This is a genomic window from Nocardia sp. NPDC003482 (genome assembly GCF_053588115.1).
In genome coordinates, this window is record NZ_JBSFPI010000002.1 from 184,569 (window position 1) to 210,246 (window position 25,678).

At 70.7% G+C, this 25,678-nt stretch carries 21 protein-coding genes; 8 read left to right on the top strand and 13 right to left on the bottom strand.

Annotation, left to right across the window (positions count from 1 at the left end; translation table 11 throughout):
- Window positions 1–4: 4 nt before the first annotated feature.
- Entirely contained in the window at window positions 5–1,159 is a 1,155-nt protein-coding gene (locus ACWDSJ_RS04025; RefSeq protein ID WP_450029140.1) for a histidine decarboxylase, read from the top strand.
- Window positions 1,160–1,166: 7 nt separating this feature from the next.
- Here the strand turns inward: ACWDSJ_RS04025 and ACWDSJ_RS04030 are convergent, their stop codons facing one another.
- Window positions 1,167–1,439, bottom strand: coding sequence for a hypothetical protein (locus tag ACWDSJ_RS04030; protein ID WP_450029141.1), 273 nt, complete (start codon window positions 1,437–1,439; stop codon window positions 1,167–1,169).
- 244 nt (window positions 1,440–1,683) lie between these two features.
- Window positions 1,684–2,346 (bottom strand): phosphate signaling complex PhoU family protein, encoded by a 663-nt coding sequence (locus ACWDSJ_RS04035; RefSeq protein ID WP_450029142.1) that lies wholly within the window; start codon window positions 2,344–2,346, stop codon window positions 1,684–1,686.
- 129 nt (window positions 2,347–2,475) lie between these two features.
- On the opposite strand from ACWDSJ_RS04035, the gene ACWDSJ_RS04040 reads away from it, so the two are divergent.
- Entirely contained in the window at window positions 2,476–3,897 is a 1,422-nt protein-coding gene (locus ACWDSJ_RS04040) for a hypothetical protein (RefSeq protein WP_450029143.1), read from the top strand.
- 642 nt (window positions 3,898–4,539) lie between these two features.
- On the opposite strand, the gene ACWDSJ_RS04045 is transcribed toward ACWDSJ_RS04040, so the two are convergent.
- Window positions 4,540–5,514, bottom strand: coding sequence for a stage II sporulation protein M (locus ACWDSJ_RS04045; RefSeq protein WP_450029144.1), 975 nt, complete (start codon window positions 5,512–5,514; stop codon window positions 4,540–4,542).
- 70 nt (window positions 5,515–5,584) lie between these two features.
- Here ACWDSJ_RS04045 and ACWDSJ_RS04050 point away from each other — a divergent pair, with 70 nt between their 5' ends.
- The gene (locus ACWDSJ_RS04050) at window positions 5,585–6,388 is read left to right on the top strand and encodes an RDD family protein (RefSeq protein WP_450029145.1); all 804 of its coding nucleotides are present in this window, start codon (window positions 5,585–5,587) and stop codon (window positions 6,386–6,388) included.
- A 51-nt stretch (window positions 6,389–6,439) separates the two neighbouring features.
- Here ACWDSJ_RS04050 and ACWDSJ_RS04055 read toward each other — a convergent pair whose 3' ends face one another.
- The 5 genes from ACWDSJ_RS04055 to ACWDSJ_RS04075 are packed head-to-tail and all read right to left on the bottom strand — an operon-like array spanning window position 6,440 to window position 11,334.
- Window positions 6,440–7,726, bottom strand: a complete 1,287-nt coding sequence (locus ACWDSJ_RS04055) for a DUF58 domain-containing protein (RefSeq protein WP_450029146.1) — start codon at window positions 7,724–7,726, stop codon at window positions 6,440–6,442.
- A gap of 3 nt (window positions 7,727–7,729) precedes the next feature.
- Entirely contained in the window at window positions 7,730–8,713 is a 984-nt protein-coding gene (locus ACWDSJ_RS04060) for an AAA family ATPase (protein WP_450029147.1), read from the bottom strand.
- Window positions 8,710–9,906, bottom strand: coding sequence for a DUF4129 domain-containing protein (locus ACWDSJ_RS04065; protein ID WP_450029148.1), 1,197 nt, complete (start codon window positions 9,904–9,906; stop codon window positions 8,710–8,712). The genes ACWDSJ_RS04060 and ACWDSJ_RS04065 overlap by 4 nt, the downstream gene beginning before the upstream one ends.
- A complete protein-coding gene (locus ACWDSJ_RS04070) occupies window positions 9,903–10,760 on the bottom strand; it encodes a hypothetical protein (protein WP_450029149.1) in 858 nt (285 codons plus the stop codon). Before ACWDSJ_RS04070 ends, ACWDSJ_RS04065 begins: the two co-directional genes overlap by 4 nt.
- Before the next feature lie 31 nt (window positions 10,761–10,791).
- Window positions 10,792–11,334 carry a TetR/AcrR family transcriptional regulator gene (locus tag ACWDSJ_RS04075; protein WP_450029150.1) on the bottom strand — a complete coding sequence of 181 codons (543 nt, stop codon included), beginning with the start codon at window positions 11,332–11,334 and terminating at the stop codon, window positions 10,792–10,794.
- 80 nt (window positions 11,335–11,414) lie between these two features.
- Here ACWDSJ_RS04075 and ACWDSJ_RS04080 point away from each other — a divergent pair, with 80 nt between their 5' ends.
- Complete coding sequence (locus tag ACWDSJ_RS04080) at window positions 11,415–13,007, top strand: MFS transporter (protein WP_450029151.1); 1,593 nt, start codon at window positions 11,415–11,417, stop codon at window positions 13,005–13,007.
- Here the strand turns inward: ACWDSJ_RS04080 and ACWDSJ_RS04085 are convergent.
- Together ACWDSJ_RS04085 and ACWDSJ_RS04090 are read right to left on the bottom strand one after the other, a co-directional pair.
- Window positions 12,961–13,716 carry a class I SAM-dependent methyltransferase gene (locus ACWDSJ_RS04085; RefSeq protein ID WP_450029152.1) on the bottom strand — a complete coding sequence of 252 codons (756 nt, stop codon included), beginning with the start codon at window positions 13,714–13,716 and terminating at the stop codon, window positions 12,961–12,963. The two genes, ACWDSJ_RS04080 and ACWDSJ_RS04085, sit on opposite strands and share 47 nt — an antisense overlap.
- 65 nt (window positions 13,717–13,781) lie before the next feature.
- Window positions 13,782–15,257, bottom strand: a complete 1,476-nt coding sequence (locus tag ACWDSJ_RS04090) for a DUF4407 domain-containing protein (RefSeq protein WP_450029153.1) — start codon at window positions 15,255–15,257, stop codon at window positions 13,782–13,784.
- A 163-nt stretch (window positions 15,258–15,420) separates the two neighbouring features.
- Between ACWDSJ_RS04090 and aroQ the strand changes: the two genes are divergently transcribed.
- The 4 genes from aroQ to ACWDSJ_RS04110 all read left to right on the top strand — a co-directional run bounded on the left by aroQ (window position 15,421) and on the right by ACWDSJ_RS04110 (window position 24,052).
- Window positions 15,421–16,017 (top strand): gamma subclass chorismate mutase AroQ, encoded by a 597-nt coding sequence (gene aroQ / locus ACWDSJ_RS04095; protein WP_450029154.1) that lies wholly within the window; start codon window positions 15,421–15,423, stop codon window positions 16,015–16,017.
- Between the two features lie 688 nt (window positions 16,018–16,705).
- On the top strand, window positions 16,706–21,382 hold the full coding sequence (gene gltB / locus ACWDSJ_RS04100; protein ID WP_450029155.1) for a glutamate synthase large subunit: 4,677 nt from the start codon (window positions 16,706–16,708) through the stop codon (window positions 21,380–21,382).
- Complete coding sequence (locus tag ACWDSJ_RS04105; protein ID WP_450029156.1) at window positions 21,375–22,856, top strand: glutamate synthase subunit beta; 1,482 nt, start codon at window positions 21,375–21,377, stop codon at window positions 22,854–22,856. The genes gltB and ACWDSJ_RS04105 overlap by 8 nt, the downstream gene beginning before the upstream one ends.
- Window positions 22,857–23,143: 287 nt before the next feature.
- On the top strand, window positions 23,144–24,052 hold the full coding sequence (locus tag ACWDSJ_RS04110) for a cutinase family protein (protein WP_387358561.1): 909 nt from the start codon (window positions 23,144–23,146) through the stop codon (window positions 24,050–24,052).
- A 66-nt stretch (window positions 24,053–24,118) separates the two neighbouring features.
- On the opposite strand, the gene ACWDSJ_RS04115 is transcribed toward ACWDSJ_RS04110, so the two are convergent.
- From ACWDSJ_RS04115 to ACWDSJ_RS04125, 3 genes are all read right to left on the bottom strand, one after another.
- On the bottom strand, window positions 24,119–24,412 hold the full coding sequence (locus ACWDSJ_RS04115; RefSeq protein ID WP_450029157.1) for a hypothetical protein: 294 nt from the start codon (window positions 24,410–24,412) through the stop codon (window positions 24,119–24,121).
- A gap of 176 nt (window positions 24,413–24,588) precedes the next feature.
- A complete protein-coding gene (locus tag ACWDSJ_RS04120; protein ID WP_387358565.1) occupies window positions 24,589–24,843 on the bottom strand; it encodes a hypothetical protein in 255 nt (84 codons plus the stop codon).
- Between the two features lie 124 nt (window positions 24,844–24,967).
- Window positions 24,968–25,666, bottom strand: coding sequence for a histidine phosphatase family protein (locus tag ACWDSJ_RS04125; protein WP_450029158.1), 699 nt, complete (start codon window positions 25,664–25,666; stop codon window positions 24,968–24,970).
- Between the last annotated feature and the right edge of the window lie 12 nt (window positions 25,667–25,678).

The following is a 25,678-nucleotide window of genomic DNA, read 5'->3' on the forward strand; positions in this document are numbered from 1 at the left end:
AAGCATGTTGCATTTACCCGATGACGCCGATGTTCGGATTCCGGACGAGCCCGCGGGAACTCCCGCCGGATCCGAACGCGACGCGATCATGATCACCGAATTGGCCGCGGGCATGCTGGCCGAACGCGACCGTATGCTCGGTTTCCCGGTCAATCTGGATTTCGATTACGAGCCGTTCGCCCGCCTGCTGTCGGTGCACGGAAACAATGTCGGCAGCCCCGGCAAGGCCAGCGAGTACAGCCTGCACACGAAGCCGTTCGAGCGGGCCGTGATCGAATTCTTCGCGCGCCTGGCCGGTGCACCGGACGCGTTCGGCTACCTCACCAGCGGCGGCACCGAGGCCAATCTGTTCGGATGTTATCTGGGCCGGGAGCGTTTCCCGGACTCGATCCTGTACGCCTCGGAGGCGGCGCACTATTCGATATCGAAGATCGGCAGGCTGTTGCGGATGAAGACCGTCCTGATCCCGGTCGGGGCCGAGCAGGCGATGGATACGGAGAAGTTCGCCGAATCGCTCGCGGAGAACTCGGGGCGGGCGGCCGTGGTCCTCGCGACGGTGGGCACCACCACCGGCGGCGCGTTCGACGACATCCCCGGAATCCGTGCGGCCCTTCGTGATTCCGGCACAAAGGATTTCCATATCCATTCCGACGCCGCGTTCGGCGGACTGCTGGCCGCCCTGGGTCCGCGCCGCCGCCCGTGGGCCTTCGAATCCGGTGCCGACAGCCTGGCGATCAGCGGCCACAAAATGATAGGCGGACCACTGCCGTCCGGCGTCGTACTCGCCCACCGATCGGATGTGGAGGCCATTCGGAATACGGGCGTGGCGGTGGGCAGCGACGACGATACGATCACCGGCTCCCGGGACGCGCTCACGCCCTTGCTGCTCTGGTACGAATTGCGCCGACTCGGCGTTTCCGGTTTGCGGCAACGAGTCCGGCGGTGCCTCGAGGTCGCCGAATACGCCGAGCGGCGGCTACGCGCGGAAGGCCGGAATCCGCAGCGCCTCAGCGACAGCAATACCGTCCTCTTCGACGCCCCCGAGCAGCATATCGCCGAGCGCTGGAATCTGATGATCAGCGACGGCCGGGCACATTTGATCACGATGCCTCATATCACCGAGGCGCAAATCGACCGATTGTGCGCGGATCTCCGCTGAAGGGCCGTCAGTATTTCATGACCGGGCCGCGGAGAACGATCCTCGCATCCCACGTGGTCAGCACCGCCACCGCCTCGCCATGGCCGTTCGGGGTGAATTTCCGTCCACCCCCGGCGTAGACGTCCAGAACGACCGTGTGCCGTTCCCCGTCGCAGCGGGCGTCGGCCGCTCCGCTGCCCGTGCGGTCCGGGTCCAACTTCTCCTTGTTCTCCTGCACCCCGCCGCGCACGACCAGGCGTTCCAATTCGGGTCGTTCGGCGCAGCTGTAGTCGATCGTCATGATCGCCCGCCCCTGGTCATCGATCCGGAATTTCTGAATGGACACCGTATCGGGTTCGGCCGCCGAAACCGGGCTCGCCCCGATGGACCCCAACGAAGCGCCGACCACCGCTCCGATACCGACCGACCACATAGCCGTGCAGTGCCGCACCCTGTCTCCTCGTTCGCAGTAGCCGAATCACCGACTCCTCTGATTCGGCGCCGCGGTCGTCACGGATCGGGACGGCGATTACGCGTTCGCGGCATCACTCCGCACCGGCCTGGGCCGACAGCGGAATTCCGGTGTGGAAGAAGCGGATCAACCGGCCTATCCGCACGCAGTGTTCGGCGCAGCGTTCGTAGTGGTGGACGAGCAGGGCGAGGTCGACGGCGGTGGCGTTGTCGTAGGGCCGGTCCGGGGCGGTGAGGGTGGTGCGGACCTGCTGGTGGAGTTCGGGCAGCGCCGGATCGGGGGCGACGGGTTCGGTGTCGGCGTCGAGTTTGCCGGCGGCGATGACCTCGACCGCGCGGGCCGCGAGAGCCGTTGTGCGGGAACCGATTTCGGCCAGGGGCCCGAGGATCTCGGGTGGGGCGACCGGATGCGGGTAGCGGCGGACGACGCTGTCGGCGATGCGACTGGTGAGCCAGCCCATCCGGGACAGGTGTTCGGTGATCTGGATGGCGCTCACCACATGCCGCAGGTCGCGGGCCACCGGGGCCTCGAGGGCGAGCAGGATCACCGCGCGGTTCTCACAGGCGCCGTACTTCTCCTGGAGCTTCTCGTCGAGGGCGAACACCTCGTAGGCGGCGGTGAGATCGGTCTCGCCGACCGCCACCGCCACCCGCTCGGTCGCCTCGTGGGCGAGGCTCGCCAGGCGCTCGAGCTCGCCGGTCAGCGCCGCGAGTTCCGAGGAGAATTTCGTTCGCACGCGGTAATCTTCGCCGCTCGCAGGGTTGATCGCACGAATTCTGGGGAAACGGATGCCCGTGCGCGCTGTGGGGATCGATACAGGAATCCGGTTGATGCGCATCCGTATTCGAACAGGCAGGATCGCGGGGTGCCCACCCGCGTTCGCCCCCGTGCCCTCGGCGCGCTGACCACCGCCGTCGCCGCCGGCGTCCTCGCCGCCACGTCCCCGGCCGCGGCGGCCGCCTCCGGACCCTTCGCGGCCCCGAATCCCTATCTGGGACCGCAGGGTTCGGCCACCATGCACGCCGACGCCGGGAATTCCGACGCGACCCCGTTCGCCGGACCCGGCGCGCGGCCCGTCGCGGCGACGATCCTCCCGCTGGCCGCCGCCTGCCCCACGCTGCTGCAGGGGTCGGACGGTCTGGTGGTGGCGCTGTGCACCACGATCGCCGGACAGGTGCCGACGGTGTATCTGCTCGATCCGAACGGTCCGGGTACGCCGCTGGCCGCGCTGCCGCTGCCCAAGGGCGGTCTGCTCGGCGGCGTGTACGCGTATCTCGATCACCGCGATCGGCTCGTGGTCGTGGACGGGCAGCGCCGGTTGGCGCGGATCGCCCACGATCGGGACGCCGCCGGGGCGTGGCGCCTGCGGGTGGACGAGTCGGTGGATCTGTCGGGCGCGGTGCCCGACGGGGACAGCGTGGTCGGGCTGGTGCCGGACGCGGCCGGGGCGGTGTGGTTCGCGACCGCGCGGGCAGTGGTGGGTCGCGTCGACCTCGCGGGGGCGGTGACGACCGTCGCGCTGCCCGCCGGCGAACAGGTGGCGAACAGCATTTCCGCCACGCCCGACGGAAAGGTCGCGGTCGCCACCACCTTCGCGCTCTACGAGCTGGACACCGTCGCCGGGCGGCCGCACGTGCGCTGGCGCGCCCCCTACGATCGCGGCCCGGCCCGCAAGCCCGGTCAGCTCAGCTGGGGCACCGGATCCACGCCGGTGTACTTCGGACCCGAGACCGGGGCGGACTACGTCGCCATCGTCGACAACGCCGCCGGGCCGGTGCGGTTGCTGGTCTTCCGTTCCGGCACGGGTGATCTCGTGTGCGCGCGGCCGGTGCTCACCCGCGGCGGGGCGGGCAGCGAGAACGCGCCCATCGGCCTGGGCCGCACGGTCGTGGTCGCCGGAACCTACGGCTACCCCTATCCGACCGTGCCGGAGGGCGCGGGACCGGCGGACCCGCCGACGGCGGCGTTCACCGGCGGTATGACCCGCGTGGATGTGGACGGCGACGGCTGTCACACGGTGTGGGACAACGCGGTTCGCAGTTCGGCGGTGCCGATCCTGTCCGCCGCCGACGATCTCGTCTACACCGTCGCGCGGATCGGGCCCGAGCACACCACGCCGCTGGACGGATTCGAGTTCACCGCCGTCGATCCCGCGACGGGGGACGTGGTCGCGCGCAGTCCGCTGCCGGGGACCGTGGCCGAGGATCCGTTGCAGATGGCGCCCCTCATCACCCGCGACGGCCGGATCCTGCAGGGCACGATCAGCGGCATCGTTCGAGTGGGTTGAGCACCCCGGCCAAACGCCCGGGGGACTGTGATCTTCGTCGCAGACGGGGTTGCGGGATCGGGTCGATCGAAAGGGTTGCGGGCGTGGGTTATACGCATGCCGGTCGGCCTTCCGGGCAATGAAAAGGAGTGGACATCAGCGATCGAATCTGCAATGCCGGTCGCATGTCTCGTATTGGCCGGAGTTAACAGACTTCGGGTTTGTTTTCTGATTGGCGACCTTTTGGTCACCTTCGGTTGTCTCAGGAAAACCCCAGCTAGACGGCCATGTATTGCCACCGGATGGTGGCCGCCACTGGTTGTGGCAAATGTGAAAATCACACTCTTCCACCGGAGATCTCACCCGTTATCGGCGGTTTGTGAGGTATCGCGAGTACCGCGTTCCCGAGCGCCCACCGGTAGGACGCCGAGAATTTGCGCGGGGGTGTCAAGAGAGCTGTCGGAGGGGTGGTTTCGGGACGGTCACGTATACGCTCGGGCCCGGTGGGGGAGGTTGCATAGCGATAACGATTGTGTAGAGTTGTCGGTAACGCTGGCCGCAGCTGAGCTGGACTCGCTGCGGCCAGTGGTCCTCAAATCCGGTATGTCCGAACCGGTTCGACAAATCCTTCGCCGCACCGCGATCGCAATACTGCGAACTCCATTAGCCGAAGATGAGCGGATCGGTAGCTGTCGACTCCCGCGCCGCCCGCCTGCCCAGGACGAACACGTATCCCAGAAACGCCGTCTCGGCCAGCAGTCCGATTCCGATGCGGACGGGCGCGGGCCAGCCGCTGGGCGTCACGAATCCCTCGATCAGCCCCGAGACCAGCAGCACCCCAACCAGTCCCAGCGCGATGGTCGCGGTCGCGCGGCCCTGCCGGGCCAGGGCGTCGGCGCGCGCGGACCGGCCGGGATCCACCAGCGTCCATCCCAGCTTCAGCCCCGCCCCGCCCGCCACGAAAACGGCGGTGAGCTCCAGCATTCCGTGCGGCAGGATGAAGCCGAAGAAGGCGTCGAGCCGCCCGGCGTCGGCCATCAGGCCCGCCGAGACGCCCAGATTGAGCGCGTTCATGAACAACACGTAGGCCGCGGGCAGGATCAACAACCCGGTGAACAGCGCGACCGCCGCGACCCACGCGTTGTTGGTCCACACCTGCGCGGCGAAGGCGTCGTGCGGATGCTCGGAGTAATAGGTCTCGAACGCCCCGCCCGGCGCGGTCAGCGCGTCGGTGTCGCGCGGCAGGCCCAGAGCCCTACGCGCCGAACCGGCTCCGGCCACCCAGACCGCCAGCCCCGCCGAGGTCGCGAGGAACACCGCCGCGACCGCCGCCCACCACGGCCACGCCCGGTACAGCGCGGCCGGGAAGCGATGGGTGAGGAACCGGCCGAGTTCGCGCATCGTGTCGCCGCGCGAGCCGAGGATCCGCGCGCGGGCGCGGGCCAGCACGGCGCTGAGCCCCGCGATCAACTCCGGTTCCGGAGACTGCGCCCGCAACCGGGCCAGCTGCTGGGAGGTGCGGCGGTACAGGGCCACCAGTTCGTCGGCCTCGGCGCCGGTCAGGCGGCGTTGCCTGCTCAGCCGGTCGAGCCGGTCCCAGGCCGGGCGCTGCGTCCAGGCGTAGGCGTCCACGTCCATCGGCGGCCTCCCCGTCTTCGTCGTTCGTACCGAGGCTAGCCGGTGCGTCAGCGCCTAGGCTGAGGACACCATGGCCGTCTTCATCACCGGCGAGGCCGTCGCCCTCGAGCTGCCGATCGCGCGGATCCCCACCCGGGCCGCCGCGTTCCTCATCGATGTCGTCGTGCAGGTCGTGCTGGCGTGGATGCTGTTCGTCGGCGTGGTGACGCTGCTGCTCCGGTTCGAACCCGACGTCGCCTGGCTCGAGACCGCCATGCTCGTCGTCTTCGTCACCGTCGTGGCGGGTTACCCGGTGGCCTTCGAAACCCTCCTCCGCGGCCGCACGCTGGGCAAACTCATCCTCGGCCTGCGCGTGGTCCGCTCCGACGGCGGCCCCGTCGACTTCCGCCACGCCCTCACCCGGGGCCTCGCCGGGGCCATCGTCGACTTCTGGGCCCTCGGCGCCCTGGGCGCGGTCGCCGTCGTCACCTCCCTGTGCTCCCCCCGCGCCCGCCGCGTCGGCGACATCCTCGCGGGCACGGTCGTCATCCACGACCGCACCCGAATCCCGTTGCCCGCCTTGGCCGCCCCGCCGCCCTGGCTCCTCCCCTGGACCCACCACCTCGACCTCACCCCCCTCACCGAGGACCTGGCCCTCCCCATCCGCCAATACCTCGCCCGCCACCGCACCCTCACCCCCGAAACCGAAGCCGCCCTGTCCCACGCCCTCCTCACCACCGCCTGCCACCGCCTCGCCACCCCCCCACCCCCCAACTACCCACCCCTACACCTCCTCGCCGCCCTCACCGCCGAACGCCAACGCCGCGCCCTCACCCCACCCCCACCAACCCAGCCGCACCCCTTATTCGGATCCGCACCCGTTCCAGGGCGCTAGAAAGGGTGCGGATCCGAATAAAGGGTGCGGCTGGGTTCGTGGGCTCGGTGGTCAGATGGCGCCGGAGCGTTTGAGTTCGAGGTATTCGTCGGCCAGGGCCTCGGGGAGGTGGGTGGGGGCGGCGGTGACGACGGCTATGCCCTTGCGGCGGAGGCGTTCTCGGGTGAGGGCGCGTTCGGCGCGGAGGGTTTCGGCGGTGGCGGCGGTGTAGAGGGCGGGCAGGGTGGTGTGGTCGGTGGCGGCGGTGGCGAGGTCGGGGTCGGTGGGGGAGACGAGCAGGACGCGGTGGCGGTTGGTGAGGGTGGGGAGGAGGGTGTCGTCGGTGAGGGCGGGGTCGAGGGCGGTGAACCAGACGATGAGGCTGCGGCGGCGGGCGCGTTGCAGGGCCGTGCGGATGAGGGCGGCGGTGTCGGTCTCGACGAGGGTGGGGACGACGCCGGACAGGGCGTGCATGAGCTTGGGCTGCAACGCCTTTCCGCTGGTGCCGCGGACCTCGGCGCGCGGTTCCCGGTCGAAGGCGAGCAGGTCGGCGGTATCCCCGGCGGCCGCGGCCAGGCCGCCGAGCAGCAGTGCGGCCTCGATGGCGACATCGAGCCGGGTGCCGGCGCCGACCCGGGCGGCGGCGGTGCGGCCGGTGTCGAGGAGCAGCAGGACGTGGCGATTGCGTTCGGGCCGCCAGGTCCGCACCAGGACATCGGTGGCGCGGGCGGTGGCCCGCCAATCGATCGCGCGCACATCGTCGCCCGCGACGTATTCGCGGAACGAGTCGAATTCCGACCCCTGACCGCGCGCGTTCATCACCGTGCGGCCCTCCAACTGCTGCAACTGCCGCACCTTGGCCGCCAGCACCCGCTCACCGCGGAACGGCGGCAGCGCCCGGACCCGCGCGGGCACGTCCCGCCGCAGCTGCCGTCCGGCCAGCCCGAGCGGACCGAACAGCCGCACCGTGATCGGCCCGGCCACGCGGTCCCCGCGATGGGTCGGCCGCAGCGTCGTGGTCGAGCGCGTTCTGGTGTTGGGCCGCAACCGGATTCGACGGGTCCGATACTCGGCCCCCGCGCTGTCCGGCCACGCGTCCCACACCAGCCCCCGCAGCGTCCGCGTCCCGGTGTTCACCATGGTCAACTCGACCTCGGTGGCGCGCCCGGTCCGCACGGTCGTCAACTCCGGCCGCGACAGTTCGAGCCCGGAACCGTTGCCCGCCAACACCGTATCGATGGCGGCCAGCAGCACCAGCACGCCGGTCGCCACCACCACCCCGATCCACGACGGCAGCGCGACCACGACCACCACCCCCGCCACCGCGGCGAGGGCGGCCAGCCGACCGGTGACGACCATCGGCTACACCGGAACCGGAACCGAGGCCAGCAGCGACGCCAGCACGCCCTCGGCCGTCGCCCCGTCCAGCTCGGCCTCCGGCCGCAGTTGCAGCCGGTGCCGCAGCACCGGGACCGCGACGAACTTCACGTCGTCGGGCGTGACGAAACCCCGTCCGTGCAGCCAGGCCAGCGCCCGCGCCGCGGCCATCAACGCGGTCGCGCCGCGCGTGGACGCCCCGTGCAGCACGGCCGTCGACGCGCGGGTGGCCCGGCACAGATCGACGATGTAGGCGAGCACCTCCGGCGCGATCGTCACCTGTCCGACCGCGGTCCGGGCGGCCGCGATGTGCCCGGCCCCGGCGACCGGCCGCAGCCCGGCCGCCGCCAGATCGCGCGGATCGAATCCGGCCGCGTGGCGTTGCAGGATGCGGAATTCGTCGTCGCGGCCGGGCAATCGGATGTCGACCTTGAACAGGAACCGGTCCAGCTGCGCCTCCGGCAGCGGGTAGGTGCCCTCCTGTTCGATCGGGTTCTGCGTGGCCACCACCACGAACGGTTCGGGCAGCGGCCGCGGCGTGCCGTCGACGGAGACCTGCCGTTCCTCCATCGATTCCAGCAGCGCCGATTGGGTTTTCGGGGGTGTGCGATTGATCTCGTCGGCCAGCAGCAGATTCGTGAACACCGGACCGCGCCGGAAGGTGAACTCCGCCGAATGCGGATCGTAGATCTGCGAACCGGTCACATCGCCGGGCATGAGGTCGGGGGTGAACTGCACCCGCGCGTGCTCGAGGTCCAGGGCGGTCGCCAGCGCGCGCACGAGCAGCGTCTTGGCCACGCCCGGAACGCCTTCCAGCAGCACGTGCCCCCGGCACAGCAGCGCCAGGACCAGGAACGTGACCGCCTGGTCGTTGCCGACCACGGCCTTGCCGATCTCGGCGCGCAACGCCCCGAACGCCCGGTGGGCGTCCTCGGCGGTCGGGGTGTGGTTGGTGTCCACCGTGGTCATCCGATCTCCGATTCGATGCGATCCAGTTGTGCGACAACGGTTTGCAGGGTCCGATCGTCGGGCACCGGCCCGAACAGGGCCGCGCCCACCACATTCGGATCCGCGCCGGTGCGCGCGGCGACGGCGGTGACGACCCGGTCCGGCGGCGCGTCCGGCGCGAGGCCGAGGGTGGGCCGCATCCGGCGCAGCGCGGCGGCCCGCAGTTTCGCGGCGACGTGGTCGCGGTCGCCGGAGCGGCGGTAGAGCCGGGCCTGTCCCGCGAGCAGTTCGCCCGCGGGCACCTCGACCGGACGCGGTTCGGGGACCAGCGCGCCGCGCCGCCGGGCCCGCCACCACACCACGATCGCCGCGCAGATCAGCAGTTGCAGTCCGCCGAAGGCGATCCGGGCGGGGAGTCGCTCGAAGATCGAATCGCTGCCCTCCCCGGGATCCGGGCGGGGCAGTTCGGGGCGGCCCGGCGACGGAACGTGTTGCGGCGGCGGCGCGGTCGGGGCGGCGGCCAGGCGCAGCAGCAGATAGGCGATGAGCGCGATCGCGAGCGCGACCAGCACGAACGCCCAGAACTTGGGGCTGCGCAACAGCTCCGGCAACGGCGGGGGCCGCCAGCGCCGCGGCTGTCGCTCCCGCTCGGCGACCTCCACGGGCTCCGGCGGAGGCGGCGGCGCGTGCGAGAAACTGTCCGCCCGCGCCAGCCGCTCGTACTCCTCCGGCGTGGCGGCCCGCCCGCCGTAGACGATCTCGTCGAAACCCCGTGCCGCACCGGGCAATTCGCCCGCCCGATCCGGCACTGCGGCAACGGCCGCCGCCGCGGTCTCGTGCGCGGTCCGCGCCCGCCGCACCTCGAGCACCCCGCCCTGCTCCAGCCCCCGCACCACGGCCCGGAACCGCTCCCGCACCGCCGCGTCGAAATCCCCGCTCCCCGCCGCGCTCTCGGCCGCCGCGAGATGCTCCGCCGCCGGTCCCAGCCGCGGCGTCGTCGGAGCGCCCTCCGCAGCTGACCCCGATCGCGGCGCGGTCGCAGCGTCCTCCGCCGCTGACCCCGGTCGCGGCGTGGCCGGAGCGTCCTCCGCCGCCGACCCTGATCGCGGCGCGGCCGCAGCGCTCCCCGTGGCCTCGGACGTGGACGGTGGGATACCCGCTCGATCCGCGGCCGTGGGCTCGGGGCGGGGCCCGGGGTTCTCGGGTGATGTCATCGGGTCGGCCCTCCCTGGGGGAGGACGATGTCCCAGGCCTCGCGGCGGCAGCGGCGGTCCACGTAGGCGACCAGGCGGGTGGTGGAATCGACCAGTTCGGCGAAGGTGGCCAGGGTCAGGACGACGATGACGGTCAGGGTGATCATCGCCCAGCGGTGGGTGCCGGAGAAGTCGGAGAGGAACAGGGGGATGCCGAGCAGCGGGACCACCAGCACCGCCAGCAGGCCGCGGTGGTAGAGCCAGATGCCCGCGAGCTGCCATTCGGCCCCGGCGGCAAGGACTTTCGCGCGGGTCGCGGCGATTCGGTACGGGGCGTTCTCGGCGAACAGGACGGGCACCGTCGTGCAGCGGGTCGCGCGCAGGCGGCCCAGCCACACCACCGCGGGCAGCAGGGTGATGAGCAGCGGCGCGCCCAGCAGGAGCACGCCGATACCGGTCAGGGTGTATCCGGCCTGGAAGCTCAGCAGGGGCCGGACGCGAGAAGTGAACTCCCGCAGTGCCGCCCGCCAGCCGAGCGGGCCCCCGGTGATCCGGGCCCAGGCCACCGGCGTCGCCACCCCGCGCACGTAGAACCGCAGCAGCAATACGCACACCGCGGTGGAAAGGATTGCCGCCCAAGCGGTTCCGCCGTCGGAACCGGCCGTGGCCGCCGAACCCGCCGCGGTGATCGCCACGACCGCGCCCACCGCCCCCGCGAGGACCGGTGCGATCAGCCCCGCGAACACCCGGATATCGGCCTGGATCACCGCGAACGGCAGGTCCAGCAGTTCCCGGGAGCCGAGCGGGCGGATGGGCACGGCCTCCCCGGCCGGCGCCGACGACAGCCCGGCCCGACCCGGAGCGGCTGGACACACGGGGCCGAGTCTATCCGCCGGAACGCCGGTTTCAGCGGTCGAGCAGGCGCGCCACGACGGCCCGGTAGCGCTCGGCGGGAATCGGCGGCAGGCCGAGCAGGGCGCGCAGGTAGACGCCGTCGCCGACCAGGCGGATGAGGTCGGCCCGCACCGGATCGTCCAGTTCGTCGGTGAGCCCGTCGTTCCAGGAGGACATGACCTCGGTCAGGGCGCCGCGCACCTCGTCGTCCTCGTCGTCCTGCGGTCCCTCGACCGTGCGCATGGCCGCGACCATCGAACGGTAGAGGGCGAGTTCGAGGGCGTCGGAGTCGTTGTCGAGGTTGGGGGTCTGGAGATACCACTCGGCGACCGAACGGCCCTGGGCGCGGGCCTGCGCGAGCTGTTCGGCGGTGCGGTCGCCGAGGCGGCGGACCAGCCCGGCGAGCAGGGCGTCCTTGCTCTTGAAGTGGTAGAGCAGGCCGCCCTTGGAGATCCCGGCGGTGGCCGCCACGTTCTCCAGGGTCACCTGGGACATGCCGCGGTCCACCAGCAGCGTCTCGAGCGCGTCGAGGATCCGGTCACGGGTCGTGGTCACGGGAATCACTGTACCGTCCGGACGGTTATCCTGTTACTGTACCGTCTGGACGGTAAAAACTACGGAAAGTCGAGGAAGTCATGAACACCGCTCGCGCCCTCCCGAACCGGGCCACCGCCCGTACCTGGGCGGGCCTCGGCGTGCTGGTGCTCGCGCTGCTGCTCATCTCCGTGGACGCGACCGTGCTGGATATCGCGGTCCCGGCGATCAGCGCCGAACTCGCGCCGACGACGCCGCAGCTGCTGTGGATCATCGACGTCTACTCGTTCGTGCTCGCCGGTCTGCTGGTGACCATGGGCGCGCTGGGCGATCGCATCGGCCGCCGGAAACTGCTGTTGCTCGGGGCCGCCGGATTCGGTCTGGCCTCGGCGGTGGCGGCCTGGTCGGTGTCGCCGGAGATGCTGATCGCCGCGCGCGTCCTCCAGGGTGTCGCGGGCGCCACCCTCATGCCCGCCACGCTCGGCTTGATCCGGGCCATGTTCACCGATCCGCGGCAGCGCACGATCGCGATCGCGGTGTGGAGCGCGATGGCCGGTGGCGGCGCCGCGCTGGGTCCGCTGCTCGGCGGCTGGCTGCTCGAGCACTTCTGGTGGGGTTCGGTGTTCCTGATCAACCTGCCGGTCATGCTCGTACTCGTCGTGCTCGGCCCGGTGCTGGTGCCGGAGTCGCGCGATCCGAATCCGGGCCGCCTCGACTGGGTGAGCGCCGGACTGTCGATGCTGGCGCTGGTGCCGGTGGTGTACGCGGTCAAGGAGACCGCCGCGCACGGCCCGGACGCGGTGACGCTGAGCATCGCCGCGGTCGGTGTGGTCGCCGGGGTGCTGTTCGTGCGGCGGCAGCGGACGCTGGCCGATCCGATGCTGGATCTGAACCTGTTCGCGCTGCCGCGGTTCCGCACGGCGGTGCTGACCAATCTGCTGTCGGTGTTCGCGCTGGCCGGGGTGCTGTTCTTCGGTTCGCAGTATCTCCAGCTGGTGCTGGGGCGTTCGCCGCTCGGCGCGGGGGTGCTGCTGCTGCCCGGAATGCTGGCGAGCATGGTCGCCGCGCTGGTGTCGGCGTGGCTGGTGCGGCGGTGGCGGCCGACCCGGGTGCTCGGCGCGGCCCTCGCGGTGGCGGCGGTCGGCGCGGCGCTGTTCGTCACGCTGAGCGCCGGGCCGGACGCCGGGGTGCTGTCGTTCGTCACCGGCTTCGTGCTGGTGGGCGCGGGCGTCGGTGTCGCCCTGACGGTTTCGGCGGACCTCGTGGTGGGTTCCGCGCCCGCCGAACGGGCCGGGGCCGCGGCCGCGGTCTCCGAGACCGCCTACGAGGCCGGTGTCGCGCTGGGCGTGGCCGTGCTCGGCAGCGTCGTCATGGCCGTGTTCCGGCACGGCCTGGACGTGGGCGGACTGCCCGAAGCGCGGTGGGCCGCCGCCCGCGAATCCCTCGGCGGCGCGGTCGAAACCGCCCACACCCTGCCCGAACACCTGGCGACGACCCTGCTGACCTCGGCCCGGGAGGCGTTCGTCTCCGGCGTGCACATCGCGGCCCTGATCACCGCCGCGATCCTGCTCGTCGCCGGATTCGCGGCCGCCCGCTCGGGTCGGTCGGAAGACCGTGCGGCCGAAGCCGATTCGGCCCGCCCGAGCGTCAGCGCAGGCGGAGGCAGTCGAGCAAAAGGAACAGCGGCCGGGTGAAGTTCCGGTCCCACCAGGGATCGGAGCGCCGCTGCTCCGGCGTCGGACGAGGTTCGCGCAGGCCGGTGATCGCGAACCCCGCGCTCGTGATCATGCCGACGTAGGTCTCGAGGGAGTAGAAGGTCTGGTGGGACGGGCACGGTGAGACGCGCCCCGCCACCGTGAACCGCTGCTCGACCGTGCGCACGCCGAAGTAGGCGTCGAGCGGGAGATCGGCGTCGGTGTTCCGTTCGGCGCGGGCGCGGTAGAAGCAGGGGTGCATGCCGAGCAGCAGCAGGCGGCCGTTCGGGGACAACACCCGGTGGAATTCGTGAAATCGGCGTTCCGGCTGGGCGATTCCGTTCGGGAGGCGATTGGCCACCACCAGATCGACGGAGCCGTCGGGAAGCGGCAGATCCGCGACATCGGCGTGCAGGAATGTCGAACGCGCCGCGTCCGCCTCCGGATGCGCGCGGGCGGCCGCGATGAATTCGGCGCAGGTGTCCACGCCGTACACGTGCCCGGCCCCGCGGCGGATCAGCTCCCGCGCGAAAGCGCCCTCGCCGCAACCGGCGTCGAGTACGCGCAGGTCCGCGGCGGGACCGATGGCCTCGAGCAGGGCCGGATCGGTGAGTTCGGTCTGGAGCGGGTCGAGGCGTTCGCGCACGATCTCGATCCAGAATTCGGCATTGCGCGCGTAGGCCGCGGTGACCTTTTCATCGCCCAGCATGCGGTCAGGGTAGATGCTTCACGTGAAACATCCTGGGAAGCAAGCCGATTCGCCCGTGGCGCGGATCACTCCGGGCGCTGGAGTTCGCGGCCGGGCACGTCCACGTCGACCACCTGGGCGGTGACCGGGCGGGCCGCGCCGGACGGCCGGGGTTCGTCGGATTCGACGGTGACCTTGCGGGTGCGGCGCAGCGTGAAGGTGATCTCCTCGGTCTCCTCGAACGCGTGCCGGACCGTGCGCAGCGGATGGGTCGCGGTGTCGAGGGCGTTGGCGACGAACGAGGGGACCAAGGGCCGGATCCAGCGCGCGGCGGTATCGGTGAACGGCACCGTGCCGATCACCGGAAGTTCCAGGCCGCCATTGGTTTTCGCGGGTATTGCGGGCAGGTTGTCGTGCTCGGACGCGGGCACGGGGCCGTCCTTTCGATCCTCGCTGATGCCTATCTCGAGATTGCCGACGGCGGCGACGACCCGCCTGCGCTGCTGTTCGCGCTCGATGAGCGCGTCGGCGTCGGCGGCCAGCCGGGCGGAGGCCAATTCCTGTTCGGCGCGCAGGTTCTCGGTCGCGGCGTGCACCTCGGCGCGTTTCACCGCGACGGCCGCGGCCGCCTCCTGTTCGGCCCGCTCGGTGACCGTGCGCGCGGCCACCCGGCGATCGAACGAGGTCTCCCCGCGCCACCAGCGCAGCAGCAACGGCAGCAGGGCCAGCAGCACGCCGGTGATCAGCAGCGCGAGCCGCAGCAGCAGCGCGCCGCCGTGGCCGAGGGTGTAGTCGTGCGCCGCCAGCCAGCGCGCGCCCAGGCCGCGGTCGCCGGTGCGCGTCGCGGCGTCGCGGGCGTCGTCGAGCGCGTGCTGTCGTGCGGTGACGGCCTCGTCCAGCGGCTGGATCCGGTCGCGCGCGGCGGTGAGTCGCGTGCGCGCGTCGTCGAGCATGGCGTTGTCGGCGCTGGTCTCCGGGCCGGTGCCGGGCACGCCGGTGATCTTGGTCTGCGGACATTCCGGGGTCGGGTTGTATTCGCAGCGCGCGATGACGAGCGCCTGTTCGACCTCGCCCTGCGCCTGGGCGATGGTCCGGTCCAGCGCGGCCCGGTCGGCGCGGGCCTGGTCGAGCCGGGTGTGCGCGGTGACCACGGCGGGCGCGGAATCGGCGTCGCGCCTTGCCCTTTCGTCGAGGGCGCGGTCCACGGTGCCGCCGAGCAGGACGGTGCCCGCGAGTTCGGCGACGATCGCCCCCGCCAGCGCGGCCACCGCCACCCGGGCGAGCAGATCCAGCCGCCGCCGCGCGCGCGATTCCATCCGGCCCGACAGCGAGGCCGTCGCGAGCGCGCGGGAGAGCGCGCCGAACACCAGCGCCGCGAGCAGCGCCGCCACCGCGACGACCGCGAACGGCCACCGCGCGCTCGCGCCCGCGAGCGCCACCACGACGGCCGAGACCACGGCGAACAGCGCCACCAGCGCACCGCCGACGGCGTAACCGGCGCGTTCGTGCCGGTCGTCGACCCCGGGTCCGGCTCCGCCGAGCCAGGTGAGGAGGCCCGTCATGGGGTTTCACATCCTCTGTGTCACGGTCGTTTTCGCAAGCCGGGTCCCAGGGTGACAGGGGAATCCGCGTTCCACCGAGCGCCGCGGGGCGGTTGTGGTCAGGCTCACAGATCAACAGTTCCTATCCTCGGGAGAAGCGGAACGGCGAACAGGAGGGGCGCAAATGCGTGCGTACGGGTGGATGCTGGTGGGCGCGTTGATCTTCGGTGCGAGCGCGGGCGCGGGGGTTCCGGCGTCGCCCGCGCACGCCGAGCCGGTGGCCGAGCGGCCGCTGGACCGACTGGTCGAACTGACCCTCGAACGCCTGGAGACCGCGGACGTGGTCGCGGCGGCCAAGTGGGTGGCCGCGCGCGGCGGCGACCCCGGGATCGATGATCCCGCCCGGGAGGCCGAGGTCTACGACGCCATGGCCCGCGCCGGGGCGGGCCTGGGCCTCGACGCCGAGCGGGTGCGGCAGGTGTTCGGCGGGCAGATCGAGGCCAACAAGCTGGTACAACGCGGACTCGTCACCCGGTGGCGGGTCGATCCGGCCGCCGCGCCGACGGCGGCGCCGGAGTTGAGCGCGGTGCGGCCGGTCATCGATCGGGTCAATGGGGAACTGCTGGCGCAGCTGGCCGAGCACCGCGCCGATCTGGCCGGGCCGGGCTGTGTGGAACGCCTGTCCACCAGCGTGTTTCCCGCGCTGAGCGGTGGGCGGGCCGACGCGCTGCACCAGGCCGCGCTGGTCCGGGCGAGCGCGGCCCTGTGTGCCCCTATGTGATGTGACATATTGCACAGCATTTGTTTGCTACTCGTGTGCTGAAGGTCACGAACCAAAAGCAGGCCGTACGGTCGGAACGTTGGTGTGGCTTGTCCGGTCCGTATCCGGAATGTCTCGCCCGGGTGTCCGGGAAGTTAGCCGTCCGACAATGCGGTTTGTCCGGCATCCGTGCGGGGAATCCTGCTGCGGTGCAGGTGAGAGGTGTTCCGGAACTCACGGCCCGGTTTCGGACGCGATACCGCGCGGGCGACGGGTGTAGTGGCGAATGTGACTCAGAGATCCGCTTCGCCTGCTTTACACTGGACAACGCGCAGGTAGTGGAGGACCGATGAAGACGTGCAGGTAGACGCCCTAATTAGCGCAACCTAAGTTGGTTGCGCTCAGGTCCTGACTTATCGTTTGCTCTTGGTGCCGGGCACGAAATGCCCGGTTACACCGCCCGATTCGGCCACGAGCCAGTGGCACACAGCCCGACGGGCGATACCGGCGCGGCGTACAAGGAACCGCGAGGATCCGCAAACGCCGAGCACCCGACGAAGACATCCGAAGCGGGTGGACAACTGGAGAGGTGACTGCACGGAAGACCATCAGCGCCGCTGGTCTCCAATACGTCCGGGCGCAGTCTAGACGGAGGCGTTCGACGAAGGCCGCATTCTTCGAAGGCCTGATTTTTTTGAAGGCAGAGGGCATGACGCAACTTCCTGGCCACAGGTCCCCCACCGGCGGTGCCGGTTATGGGCACGCACCTCGAGGTCTCTACGACCCAGCCAACGAGCACGACGCCTGTGGCGTCGCGTTCGTGGTCGACATGCACGGCCGTCGCAGCCGCGACATCGTCGACAAGGCTATTACGGCGTTGCTGAATCTGGAGCACCGCGGTGCGGCCGGCGCAGAGCCCAACTCGGGTGACGGCGCGGGCATCCTCATCCAGGTTCCGGACAAGTTCTTCCGGGCGGTCGTCGACTTCGAGCTGCCGCCCGAGGGCTCCTACGCCACGGGTATCGCCTTCCTGCCGCAGGCCCGCCGGGAGGCGGCCCGCGCCGCGTACCACGTCGAGAAGATCGTCCGCGAAGAGGGCCTCGAGGTGCTCGGCTGGCGCGACGTGCCGATCGACGAGTCCTCGCTGGGCGCGCTCTCGCGCGACGCCATGCCGACCTTCCGGCAGATCTTCCTGGCCTCCCCCCAGGGGTCGGCCGAGCGGCTCACCGGCATGGACCTCGAGCGGCGGGTCTACGTCGTGCGCAAGCGGGTCGAGCACGAGCTCGGCAAGCTGGGCGCGGGCGAGGGCACGGTCGGCCGCGAGACCGTCTACTTCCCGAGCCTGTCCGGGCAGACCTTCATCTACAAGGGCATGTTCACCACGCCGCAGCTGCGCGCGTTCTACCTGGACCTCCAGGACGATCGGGTGGAGTCGGCGCTGGGCATCGTGCATTCGCGCTTCTCCACCAACACCTTCCCGTCCTGGCCGCTGGCCCATCCGTTCCGCCGCGTCGCGCACAACGGTGAGATCAACACCGTCACCGGCAACGAGAACTGGATGCGGGCGCGCGAGGCGCTGCTGAACTCCGACGTGTTCGGCACCGACAGCGCGGGCAACAACCGGCTGGAGAAGATCTTCCCGGTCTGCACCCCGGGTGCCTCGGACACCGCGCGCTTCGACGAGGTGCTGGAACTGCTGCACCTGGGCGGGCGCAGCCTGCCGCACGCCGTGCTGATGATGATCCCCGAGGCCTGGGAGCGGGCCGAGTCGATGGATCCGGCGCAGCGCGCGTTCTACCGCTACCACTCCTTCCTGATGGAACCGTGGGACGGCCCGGCCTCGGTGTGCTTCTCCGACGGCACGGTCGTCGGCGCGGTGCTCGACCGCAACGGCCTGCGTCCCTCGCGCATCTGGGTCACCGACGACGGTCTGGTCGTGATGGCCTCCGAGGTCGGCGTGCTCGACATCGATCCGGCCAAGGTCGTGAAGAAGGCCCGGTTGCAGCCCGGCCGCATGTTCCTGGTCGACACCTCGCAGGGCCGGATCGTCGGCGACGACGAGATCAAGACGCAGCTGGCCACGGAGTTCCCGTACCAGGAGTGGTTGGACAACGGGCCCACCAAGCTGGGCGACCTGCCCGACCGCCCGCACGTGCACATGGCCCACGACCGGGTGAAGATCCGGCAGCAGATCTTCGGGTACACCACCGAGGAACTGAGCCTGCTCATCTCGCCGATGGCCCTCACCGGCGGTGAGGCGCTGGGCTCGATGGGCACCGATACCCCGATCGCGGTGCTCTCGGCGCGGCCGCGGTTGCTGTTCGACTACTTCTCGCAGCTGTTCGCGCAGGTCACCAATCCGCCGTTGGACGCCATCCGCGAGGAGGTCGTCACCAGCCTGCGCAGCATGATCGGCCCGGAGGCCGACCTGCTGCACCCGACGCCGGAGTCGTGTCGGCAGATCACGCTGACCCAGCCGATCCTGGACAACGACGAACTGGCCAAGCTCGTCCACATCAACGACGACGGCTCGCATCCGGGCCTGCGCTCGGTGGTCGTGCACGGCCTGTACCCGGTCAAGAAGGGCGGCAAGGGGCTGCGCAAGGCCCTCGACGCCATCAACGAGCAGGTCTCCGCCGCGATCGACGGCGGCGCGCGGATCATCATCCTGTCCGACCGCGAGTCGAACGAGAAGCTGGCCCCGATCCCGTCGCTGCTGCTGACCTCCTCGGTGCATCACCACCTGGTCCGCGAGCGCACCCGCACCAAGGTGGGCCTGGTCGTGGAGGCCGGGGACGCCCGCGAGGTGCACCACATGGCCATGCTGGTCGGCTTCGGCGCGGCCGCGATCAACCCGTACATGGCCTTCGAGTCGATCGAGGACATGCTCGAGCGCGGTGCGCTGAAGATGCCGGGCAGCACCGGCGATCTGGCCGCCGACTTCCGCAAGGCGGTCGCCAACTACAACAAGGCGGCCGGTAAGGGCGTGCTCAAGGTGATGTCCAAGATGGGCATCTCCACCATCGCCTCCTACCGCGGCGCGCAGCTGTTCCAGGTCGTGGGCCTGTCGCAGGAACTGTGCGATCGGTACTTCACGGGCCTGACCTCGCCGCTGGACGGCATCGGCCTCGACGACATCGCCGCCGAGGTCGCCGCGCGGCACCGGCTGGCGTTCCTGGAGAACCACAACGAGCGCGCGCACCGCGAGCTCGAGGTGGGCGGCGAGTACCAGTGGCGGCGCGAGGGCGAGTACCACTTGTTCAACCCGGACACGGTGTTCAAGCTCCAGCACGCCACCCGCACGGGCCAGTACAAGATCTTCAAGGAGTACACCCGCCTGGTCGACGACCAGTCCGAGCGGCTGGCCTCGCTGCGCGGGCTGTTCAAGTTCAAATCCCATGGGCGGCACGCGATTCCGATCGACGAGGTGGAGCCCGCCAGCGAGATCGTGAAGCGGTTCTCCACCGGCGCGATGAGCTACGGCTCGATCTCCGCCGAGGCGCACGAGACCCTCGCGATCGCGATGAACCGGCTCGGCGGCCGCTCGAATTCCGGTGAGGGCGGCGAACATCCGGCCCGCTTCGAGGTCGAGGAGAACGGCGACTGGCGGCGCAGCGCGATCAAGCAGGTGGCCTCCGGCCGCTTCGGCGTGACCGCGCACTACCTGACCAACTGCACCGACATCCAGATCAAGATGGCCCAGGGCGCGAAACCCGGTGAGGGCGGCCAGCTTCCGGCCCACAAGGTGTACCCGTGGGTGGCCGAGGTGCGGCACTCGACGCCGGGCGTCGGCCTGATCTCGCCGCCGCCGCATCACGACATCTACTCGATCGAGGATCTGGCCCAGCTGATCCACGACCTGAAGAACGCGAATCCGCAGGCGCGCATTCACGTCAAGCTGGTCGCCGAGCCCGGCGTGGGCACGGTCGCGGCCGGTGTGTCGAAGGCGCACGCGGACGTGGTGCTGATCTCCGGCCACGACGGCGGCACCGGCGCCTCGCCGCTGACCTCGCTCAAGCACGCGGGCGGCCCGTGGGAGCTCGGCCTGGCCGAGACCCAGCAGACCCTGCTGCTCAACGGCCTGCGCGACCGGATCGTGGTGCAGGTGGACGGTCAGATGAAGACCGGCCGCGACGTCATGATCGCCGCGCTGCTCGGCGCGGAGGAGTACGGTTTCGCGACCGCGCCGCTGGTGGTCTCGGGCTGCATCATGATGCGGGTCTGCCACCTCGACACCTGCCCGGTGGGCGTGGCCACGCAGAATCCCGTTCTACGGCAACGGTTCACGGGTAAGCCGGAGTTCGTCGAGAACTTCATGCTGTTCATCGCCGAGGAGGTGCGCGAGCTGCTGGCCTCGCTGGGCCTGCGCTCGCTCGACGAGGCGATCGGCCGGGTGGATCTGCTCGACACCACCCAGGCCAAGGAGCACTGGAAGGCCGCCAAGCTGGACCTGTCGCCGATCCTCGACGATGTCGAGACGGCGTTCATGTACCAGGACCGCCGCCGCACCAAGAGCCAGGACCACGGGCTGGACAAGGCGCTGGACAAGCAGCTCATCGCCCAGGCCGCGGACGCGCTCGAGCGCGGCAAGCCGGTGAAGCTGGAAACCAAGATCACCAACGTGAACCGGACCGTGGGCACCATGCTCGGCCACGAGGTGACCAAGCTCTACGGCGGCGCGGGTCTGCCCGACGACACCATCGACATCACCTTCACCGGTTCGGCGGGCAACAGCTTCGGCGCGTTCGTCCCGGCGGGCATCACGCTGCGGGTGTTCGGTGACGCCAACGACTATGTGGGCAAGGGTCTTTCGGGCGGTCGCCTGATCGTGCGGCCCTCGCTGAACGCGCCCGCCGAGTTCACCGCCGAGGAGAACATCATCGCGGGCAACGTGATCCTGTTCGGCGCCACCAACGGTCAGGCGTTCATCCGGGGTGTGGTCGGCGAGCGCTTCGCCGTGCGCAACTCGGGCGCGACCGCGGTGGTCGAGGGCGTGGGCGACCACGGCTGCGAGTACATGACCGGCGGCCGGGTGGTGATCCTGGGCGAGACCGGGCGCAACTTCGGCGCGGGCATGTCGGGCGGCATCGCCTACATCTACGACCCGAACGGCGTGTTCGGGTCCCGGATCTCGGCCGAGCAGGCCGATGCCGTCGAGCCGCTGTCCGGTGACGACTTCACCTGGCTGCGCGACATCGTGGCCCAGCACCGCGACGAGACGGGTTCGGTTGTCGCCGAACGGATCCTGAGCGACTGGTCGCAGCAGGTCAACCACTTCGTGAAGGTCATGCCGCGCGATTACAAGAAGGTTTTGCTCGCCATCTCCGAGGCTGAGAAGGCGGGCCGGGATGTGGACGAGGCGATCATGGAGGCCGCACGTGGCTGACCCGCAGGGATTTTTGAAGCACACCAGCCGCGAACTGCCGGCGCGGCGGCCGGTGCCGCTGCGCCTGATGGACTGGAAAGAGGTCTACGAGGAGGGTTTCTCACACGACACCCTCCGCACCCAGGCCAGCCGCTGCATGGACTGCGGAATCCCGTTCTGCCACAACGGTTGTCCGCTGGGGAACCTGATCCCCGAGTGGAACGACCTGGTGTACAAGGACCGCTGGCGCGAGGGTATCGACCGGCTGCACGCGACCAACAACTTCCCGGAGTTCACCGGGCGGCTGTGCCCGGCGCCGTGCGAGGCGTCCTGCGTGCTGGGGATCAACCAGGATCCGGTGACCATCAAGCAGGTCGAGGTCGAGATCATCGAGAACGCCTTCGACGAGGGCTGGGTGGTCCCGGTGTATCCGACGCGGCTGACCGGGAAGAAGGTCGCCGTGGTGGGTTCGGGTCCGGCCGGTCTGGCCGCGGCCCAGCAGCTCACCCGGGCGGGTCACACGGTCACGGTGTTCGAGCGCGACGACCGCATCGGCGGTCTGCTGCGCTACGGCATCCCCGAGTTCAAGATGGAGAAGCGCTTCATCGACCGCCGGATCGCGCAGATGGAGGCCGAGGGCACCATCTTCAAGACCGGCGTGAACGTGGGCGTGGACATCACGGCCGCGGAGCTGCGCGAGCGGTTCCACGCGGTGGTGCTGGCCGGTGGTTCCACCATCGCCCGCGATCTGCCGGTGCCCGGCCGCGATCTCGACGGCGTGCACCAGGCGATGGAGTACCTGCCGCTGTCCAACCGGGTGCAGCTCGGCGATCCGATCACCGACGAGAACGGCCTGCCGCCGATCAACGCGCGCGGTAAGAAGGTCGTCATCATCGGCGGCGGCGACACCGGCGCGGACTGCCTGGGCACCGCGCACCGGCAGGGCGCGGCCAGCGTGCACCAGTTCGAGATCATGCCGCGGCCGCCGGAGGCGCGCGCCGACTCCACCCCGTGGCCGACCTACCCGCTCATGTACCGGGTGTCCTCGGCGCACGAGGAGGGCGGCGAGCGGGTGTACTCGGTCAACACCGAGCGCTTCGTCGGTCGCGAGGAGAACGGTCGGCAAGTCGTTTCGGCTCTCCAGGCGCACGAGGTGACGATGGTCAACGGCCGCTTCGAGAAGGTCGAGGGCACCGACTTCACCCTCGAGGCCGATCTGGTGCTGCTCGCCATGGGCTTCACCGGACCGCAGAAGAACGGCCTGCTCGAGGATCTCGGCGTGGGCTACGACCAGCGCGGAAACGTCAAGCGCGACAACGATTGGCAGACCACCGTGCCCGGCGTCTTCGTCGCCGGTGACATGGGCCGCGGTCAGTCCCTCATCGTGTGGGCCATCGCCGAGGGCCGGTCCGCGGCCGCGGCGGCGGACCGCTACCTCGAGGGGGACAGCGCGCTGCCGACGCCGATCGCGCCGACCACGGTCGCCCAGCGCTGATCGCCGATCGACCCCGGGGCGCTCACGATCCTTCCGATCGTGAGCGCCCCTTTTCGGTGCCGCCACAACGAAAATCGGACTTTCTCGCGGCGTCGAATGGCCTCGCGGGCAAGGGGCCTTTATTCTGAGCTCCGGTGTTGCGCCGCCGTGGGGTCGGTGTGTGCTCGGGTCGATGGTGACAGCCGGGGTTCGCCGCGGGTTTACCGAACCGCAAGACGGCCGCTTCACCATGTCAGCTGAAACGACGGGGTGCCCTGTTGCCCGGGGCGGGCTTGGACTGGAGCGGTATGCGGTTGAGGAAGTTTGTCGCGGCTGCGGGTTCGGCCGCGGCGGTGTTGTCCGGATTGGTGTTCGGAACCGGTGCCGCGGCGGCGGATCCCGGCTGCCCCGGCCTGTACGTCGTCGCGATCCCCGGTACCTGGGAGACCGGCGATCATCGGCCGGAGGACATGGTCGGACACGGCATGCTGGGTGGCGTCACCCGCGGCCTGCCCGGCAATACCGAGGTCGACTACGTCAGCTACGCGGCGACCGCCTTCCCCTGGGAGGGTGACGTCTACGGCGCCTCGAAGAAGCAGGCCATGGACAACGGCCGCGGCCTGATCCAGGCGATGGCCTCCCGGTGCGGCGCAACGCGTTACGCGATCGTGGGCTACAGCCAGGGCGCGGACGCGGCCGGTGATCTGGCCGCCGAGATCGGCACCGGGCTCAGCGTCGTGCCGCCGGACCGGGTCGCGGGCGTGGGCCTGATCTCCGACCCGCGCCGGTCGCCGACCGACGTCCAGGTCGGCCCGGTGGTCGGCGGCGCGGGCGCGGGCGGACCGCGGCCGGGCGGCTTCGGCTTCCTCAGCGACCGGGTGCGCACGATCTGCGCCGAGGGCGACCTGTACTGCTCGACCGCCGACCAGGACTACGTCACCCGCTTCGCGGGCTTCCTGGCCCAGGCGTCCGGCGCGACCCCGGCCAATCTGTGGCGCTACCAGCTCGAGGCCGGATCCATCATCGGCGACCTGATGTCCAACGGCGGCGTCGCGACGCTCGGCGCCCAGCTCACCGACGACGCCAACCAGGCGCGGGTCAAGCAGCTGGAGCAGTTCTACGGCACCGGCACGCACACCTCGTACGGCAACTACTCCGTCGGCGGCGGGCAGACCGCCATCACCTGGATGCACAACTGGATCGCCGGAATGGCGTGAGTGTTCCGTCCGGACGGACGATTTCGCGACGGGCCGCTCCCTCGGGAGCGGCCCGTTTCGCGTTTCCTACAGCGCGGAGCCGGTGGGCGGCAGCTGCGGGGCGGGCGCGGGCGCGTTGTCGTCCGGGCCCGGACGGTCGCGATCGCGGTCGCCGCGGTGGTCGTCGCGGTCGTGGTTCCAGTCGTTGTGGTCCCCGGGCCCGCCGTGGTCGTCGCGGTCCAGCGCGATCGAGCTCGCCGGGGCGTCGGTGGTCGCGGCCATCGCCGGTACCGCCACGGCGGACAGGGGAACCAGGGCCAGGGCTCCGATGGCGACGACGCGGGTGGCCAGCTTGCGGGAACGAATCGACTTGGTGCGCAATGGATTGCCTTTCTCTCGACCGTGAACCGCTCGGTCAGCGCCTCACTGCCCTCCATCGAAGCGGCCGACGCTGGGACGGGGATGCAAGCGGCCTGGCAATCGGCTGGGACGCGCCCAACCCCGCACAGCAGGCGGCCGCTCCCTCGAAAGAGGAAGCGGCCCTTGCCGTTTCGATCTCAGCCCGCGGAACCGGTCGGCGGCAGCGGGCGATCGGGACCGTGGTGGTGGTGATGGTGGTGGTGCTCACCGTCACCGCGGTGCGGTCCGCCCGGGTGCGGCCCCGGGGGGAACGGCGGCTGCCAGGGGCCGTCGATCTGGGTGGCGTCCGGAGTGGCGTCGGCCAGGGCGGGTCCGGCCACGGCGGCCAGCGGCAGCGCCACCAGCGCCGCCGCGACGGCGACCCGCGCCGCGATGCGCGAATTCTTCTTCACAGAGAGCACGGAAATTGCCTTTCGTCCGAGAACGTGAGCCGAACCGACACCGGCTCACGGGGACTCATCGAACGACGCGGCGCTGAGACGGGGGTGCGACGAGCCTCATAATCGGCTGGGAATCTCAGTGCCCGCCTTGACCCGCGGCCAGATTGCGCGGGAGCAGGTCCCAGACGTGCCCGTTCTCGTTGATCGTGGCGGCCGTGCGGGCGCCGGTGCGCGAGTAGAGCACCCGGGTGATCGAGCAGTAGTCGATCGGGAAGGTGAGCGGACGAGCCAAGCCGAGCACGTCCTGCATCAGCACGTTGATCACCCCGCCGTGCGCGAAGACGACCACGGTGTCGGAAGGCGCCGCCGCCGAGACGGTTTCGCCGATTGCGGCCAGCACCCGGCGCACGAACGCCGGGCCGTCGATCTGTTCGGGCAGCTGCCCGGCCTTGATGCGGCGGTAGGTCGCGCGGAACTCCTCGATCAGTTCGGCGGGCGGCGCGCTCGCGTCGGCGGGCACGGCGCCGCCCGCCCAGCCGCGCGCCGCCTCGATGGGGACGTAGGCGGGCAGTTCCCGGTCGTATTCGGCCAGGCCGTCGTGCACCTCGACCGGCAGGCCGAGTTTGTCGGCGGTCGGGGCGGCCGTCTCGCGGGCGCGGCGCTGCGGACTGCTCACCACCCGGGTGATGCGGTGCTCGCCGACCTCGAGCCGGGCCAGCACGGCCGGGACGCGCGCGGCCTGTTCGACGCCGAGTGCGGTGAGGCCGGGATCGGCGGGGCCGTCGGCGGAGCGGGCCCCCTCGGGCTGGGCGTGACGCACGAGTACCAACTGCACGTCTCCACTCTG

Excerpts from the sequence above, each read along its gene's own strand:
- ACWDSJ_RS04025 (WP_450029140.1), top strand. The coding sequence starts at position 5 with ATGTTGCATTTACCCGATGACGCCGATGTTCGGATTCCGGACGAGCCC.
- ACWDSJ_RS04030 (WP_450029141.1), bottom strand. The coding sequence starts at position 1,439 with ATGACGATCGACTACAGCTGCGCCGAACGACCCGAATTGGAACGCCTG.
- ACWDSJ_RS04045 (WP_450029144.1), bottom strand. The coding sequence starts at position 5,514 with ATGGACGTGGACGCCTACGCCTGGACGCAGCGCCCGGCCTGGGACCGG.
- ACWDSJ_RS04050 (WP_450029145.1), top strand. The coding sequence starts at position 5,585 with ATGGCCGTCTTCATCACCGGCGAGGCCGTCGCCCTCGAGCTGCCGATC.
- ACWDSJ_RS04055 (WP_450029146.1), bottom strand. The coding sequence starts at position 7,726 with ATGGTCGTCACCGGTCGGCTGGCCGCCCTCGCCGCGGTGGCGGGGGTG.
- ACWDSJ_RS04060 (WP_450029147.1), bottom strand. The coding sequence starts at position 8,713 with ATGACCACGGTGGACACCAACCACACCCCGACCGCCGAGGACGCCCAC.
- ACWDSJ_RS04065 (WP_450029148.1), bottom strand. The coding sequence starts at position 9,906 with ATGACATCACCCGAGAACCCCGGGCCCCGCCCCGAGCCCACGGCCGCG.
- ACWDSJ_RS04080 (WP_450029151.1), top strand. The coding sequence starts at position 11,415 with ATGAACACCGCTCGCGCCCTCCCGAACCGGGCCACCGCCCGTACCTGG.
- ACWDSJ_RS04085 (WP_450029152.1), bottom strand. The coding sequence starts at position 13,716 with ATGCTGGGCGATGAAAAGGTCACCGCGGCCTACGCGCGCAATGCCGAA.
- ACWDSJ_RS04090 (WP_450029153.1), bottom strand. The coding sequence starts at position 15,257 with ATGACGGGCCTCCTCACCTGGCTCGGCGGAGCCGGACCCGGGGTCGAC.
- aroQ (WP_450029154.1), top strand. The coding sequence starts at position 15,421 with ATGCGTGCGTACGGGTGGATGCTGGTGGGCGCGTTGATCTTCGGTGCG.
- gltB (WP_450029155.1), top strand. The coding sequence starts at position 16,706 with ATGACGCAACTTCCTGGCCACAGGTCCCCCACCGGCGGTGCCGGTTAT.
- ACWDSJ_RS04110 (WP_387358561.1), top strand. The coding sequence starts at position 23,144 with ATGCGGTTGAGGAAGTTTGTCGCGGCTGCGGGTTCGGCCGCGGCGGTG.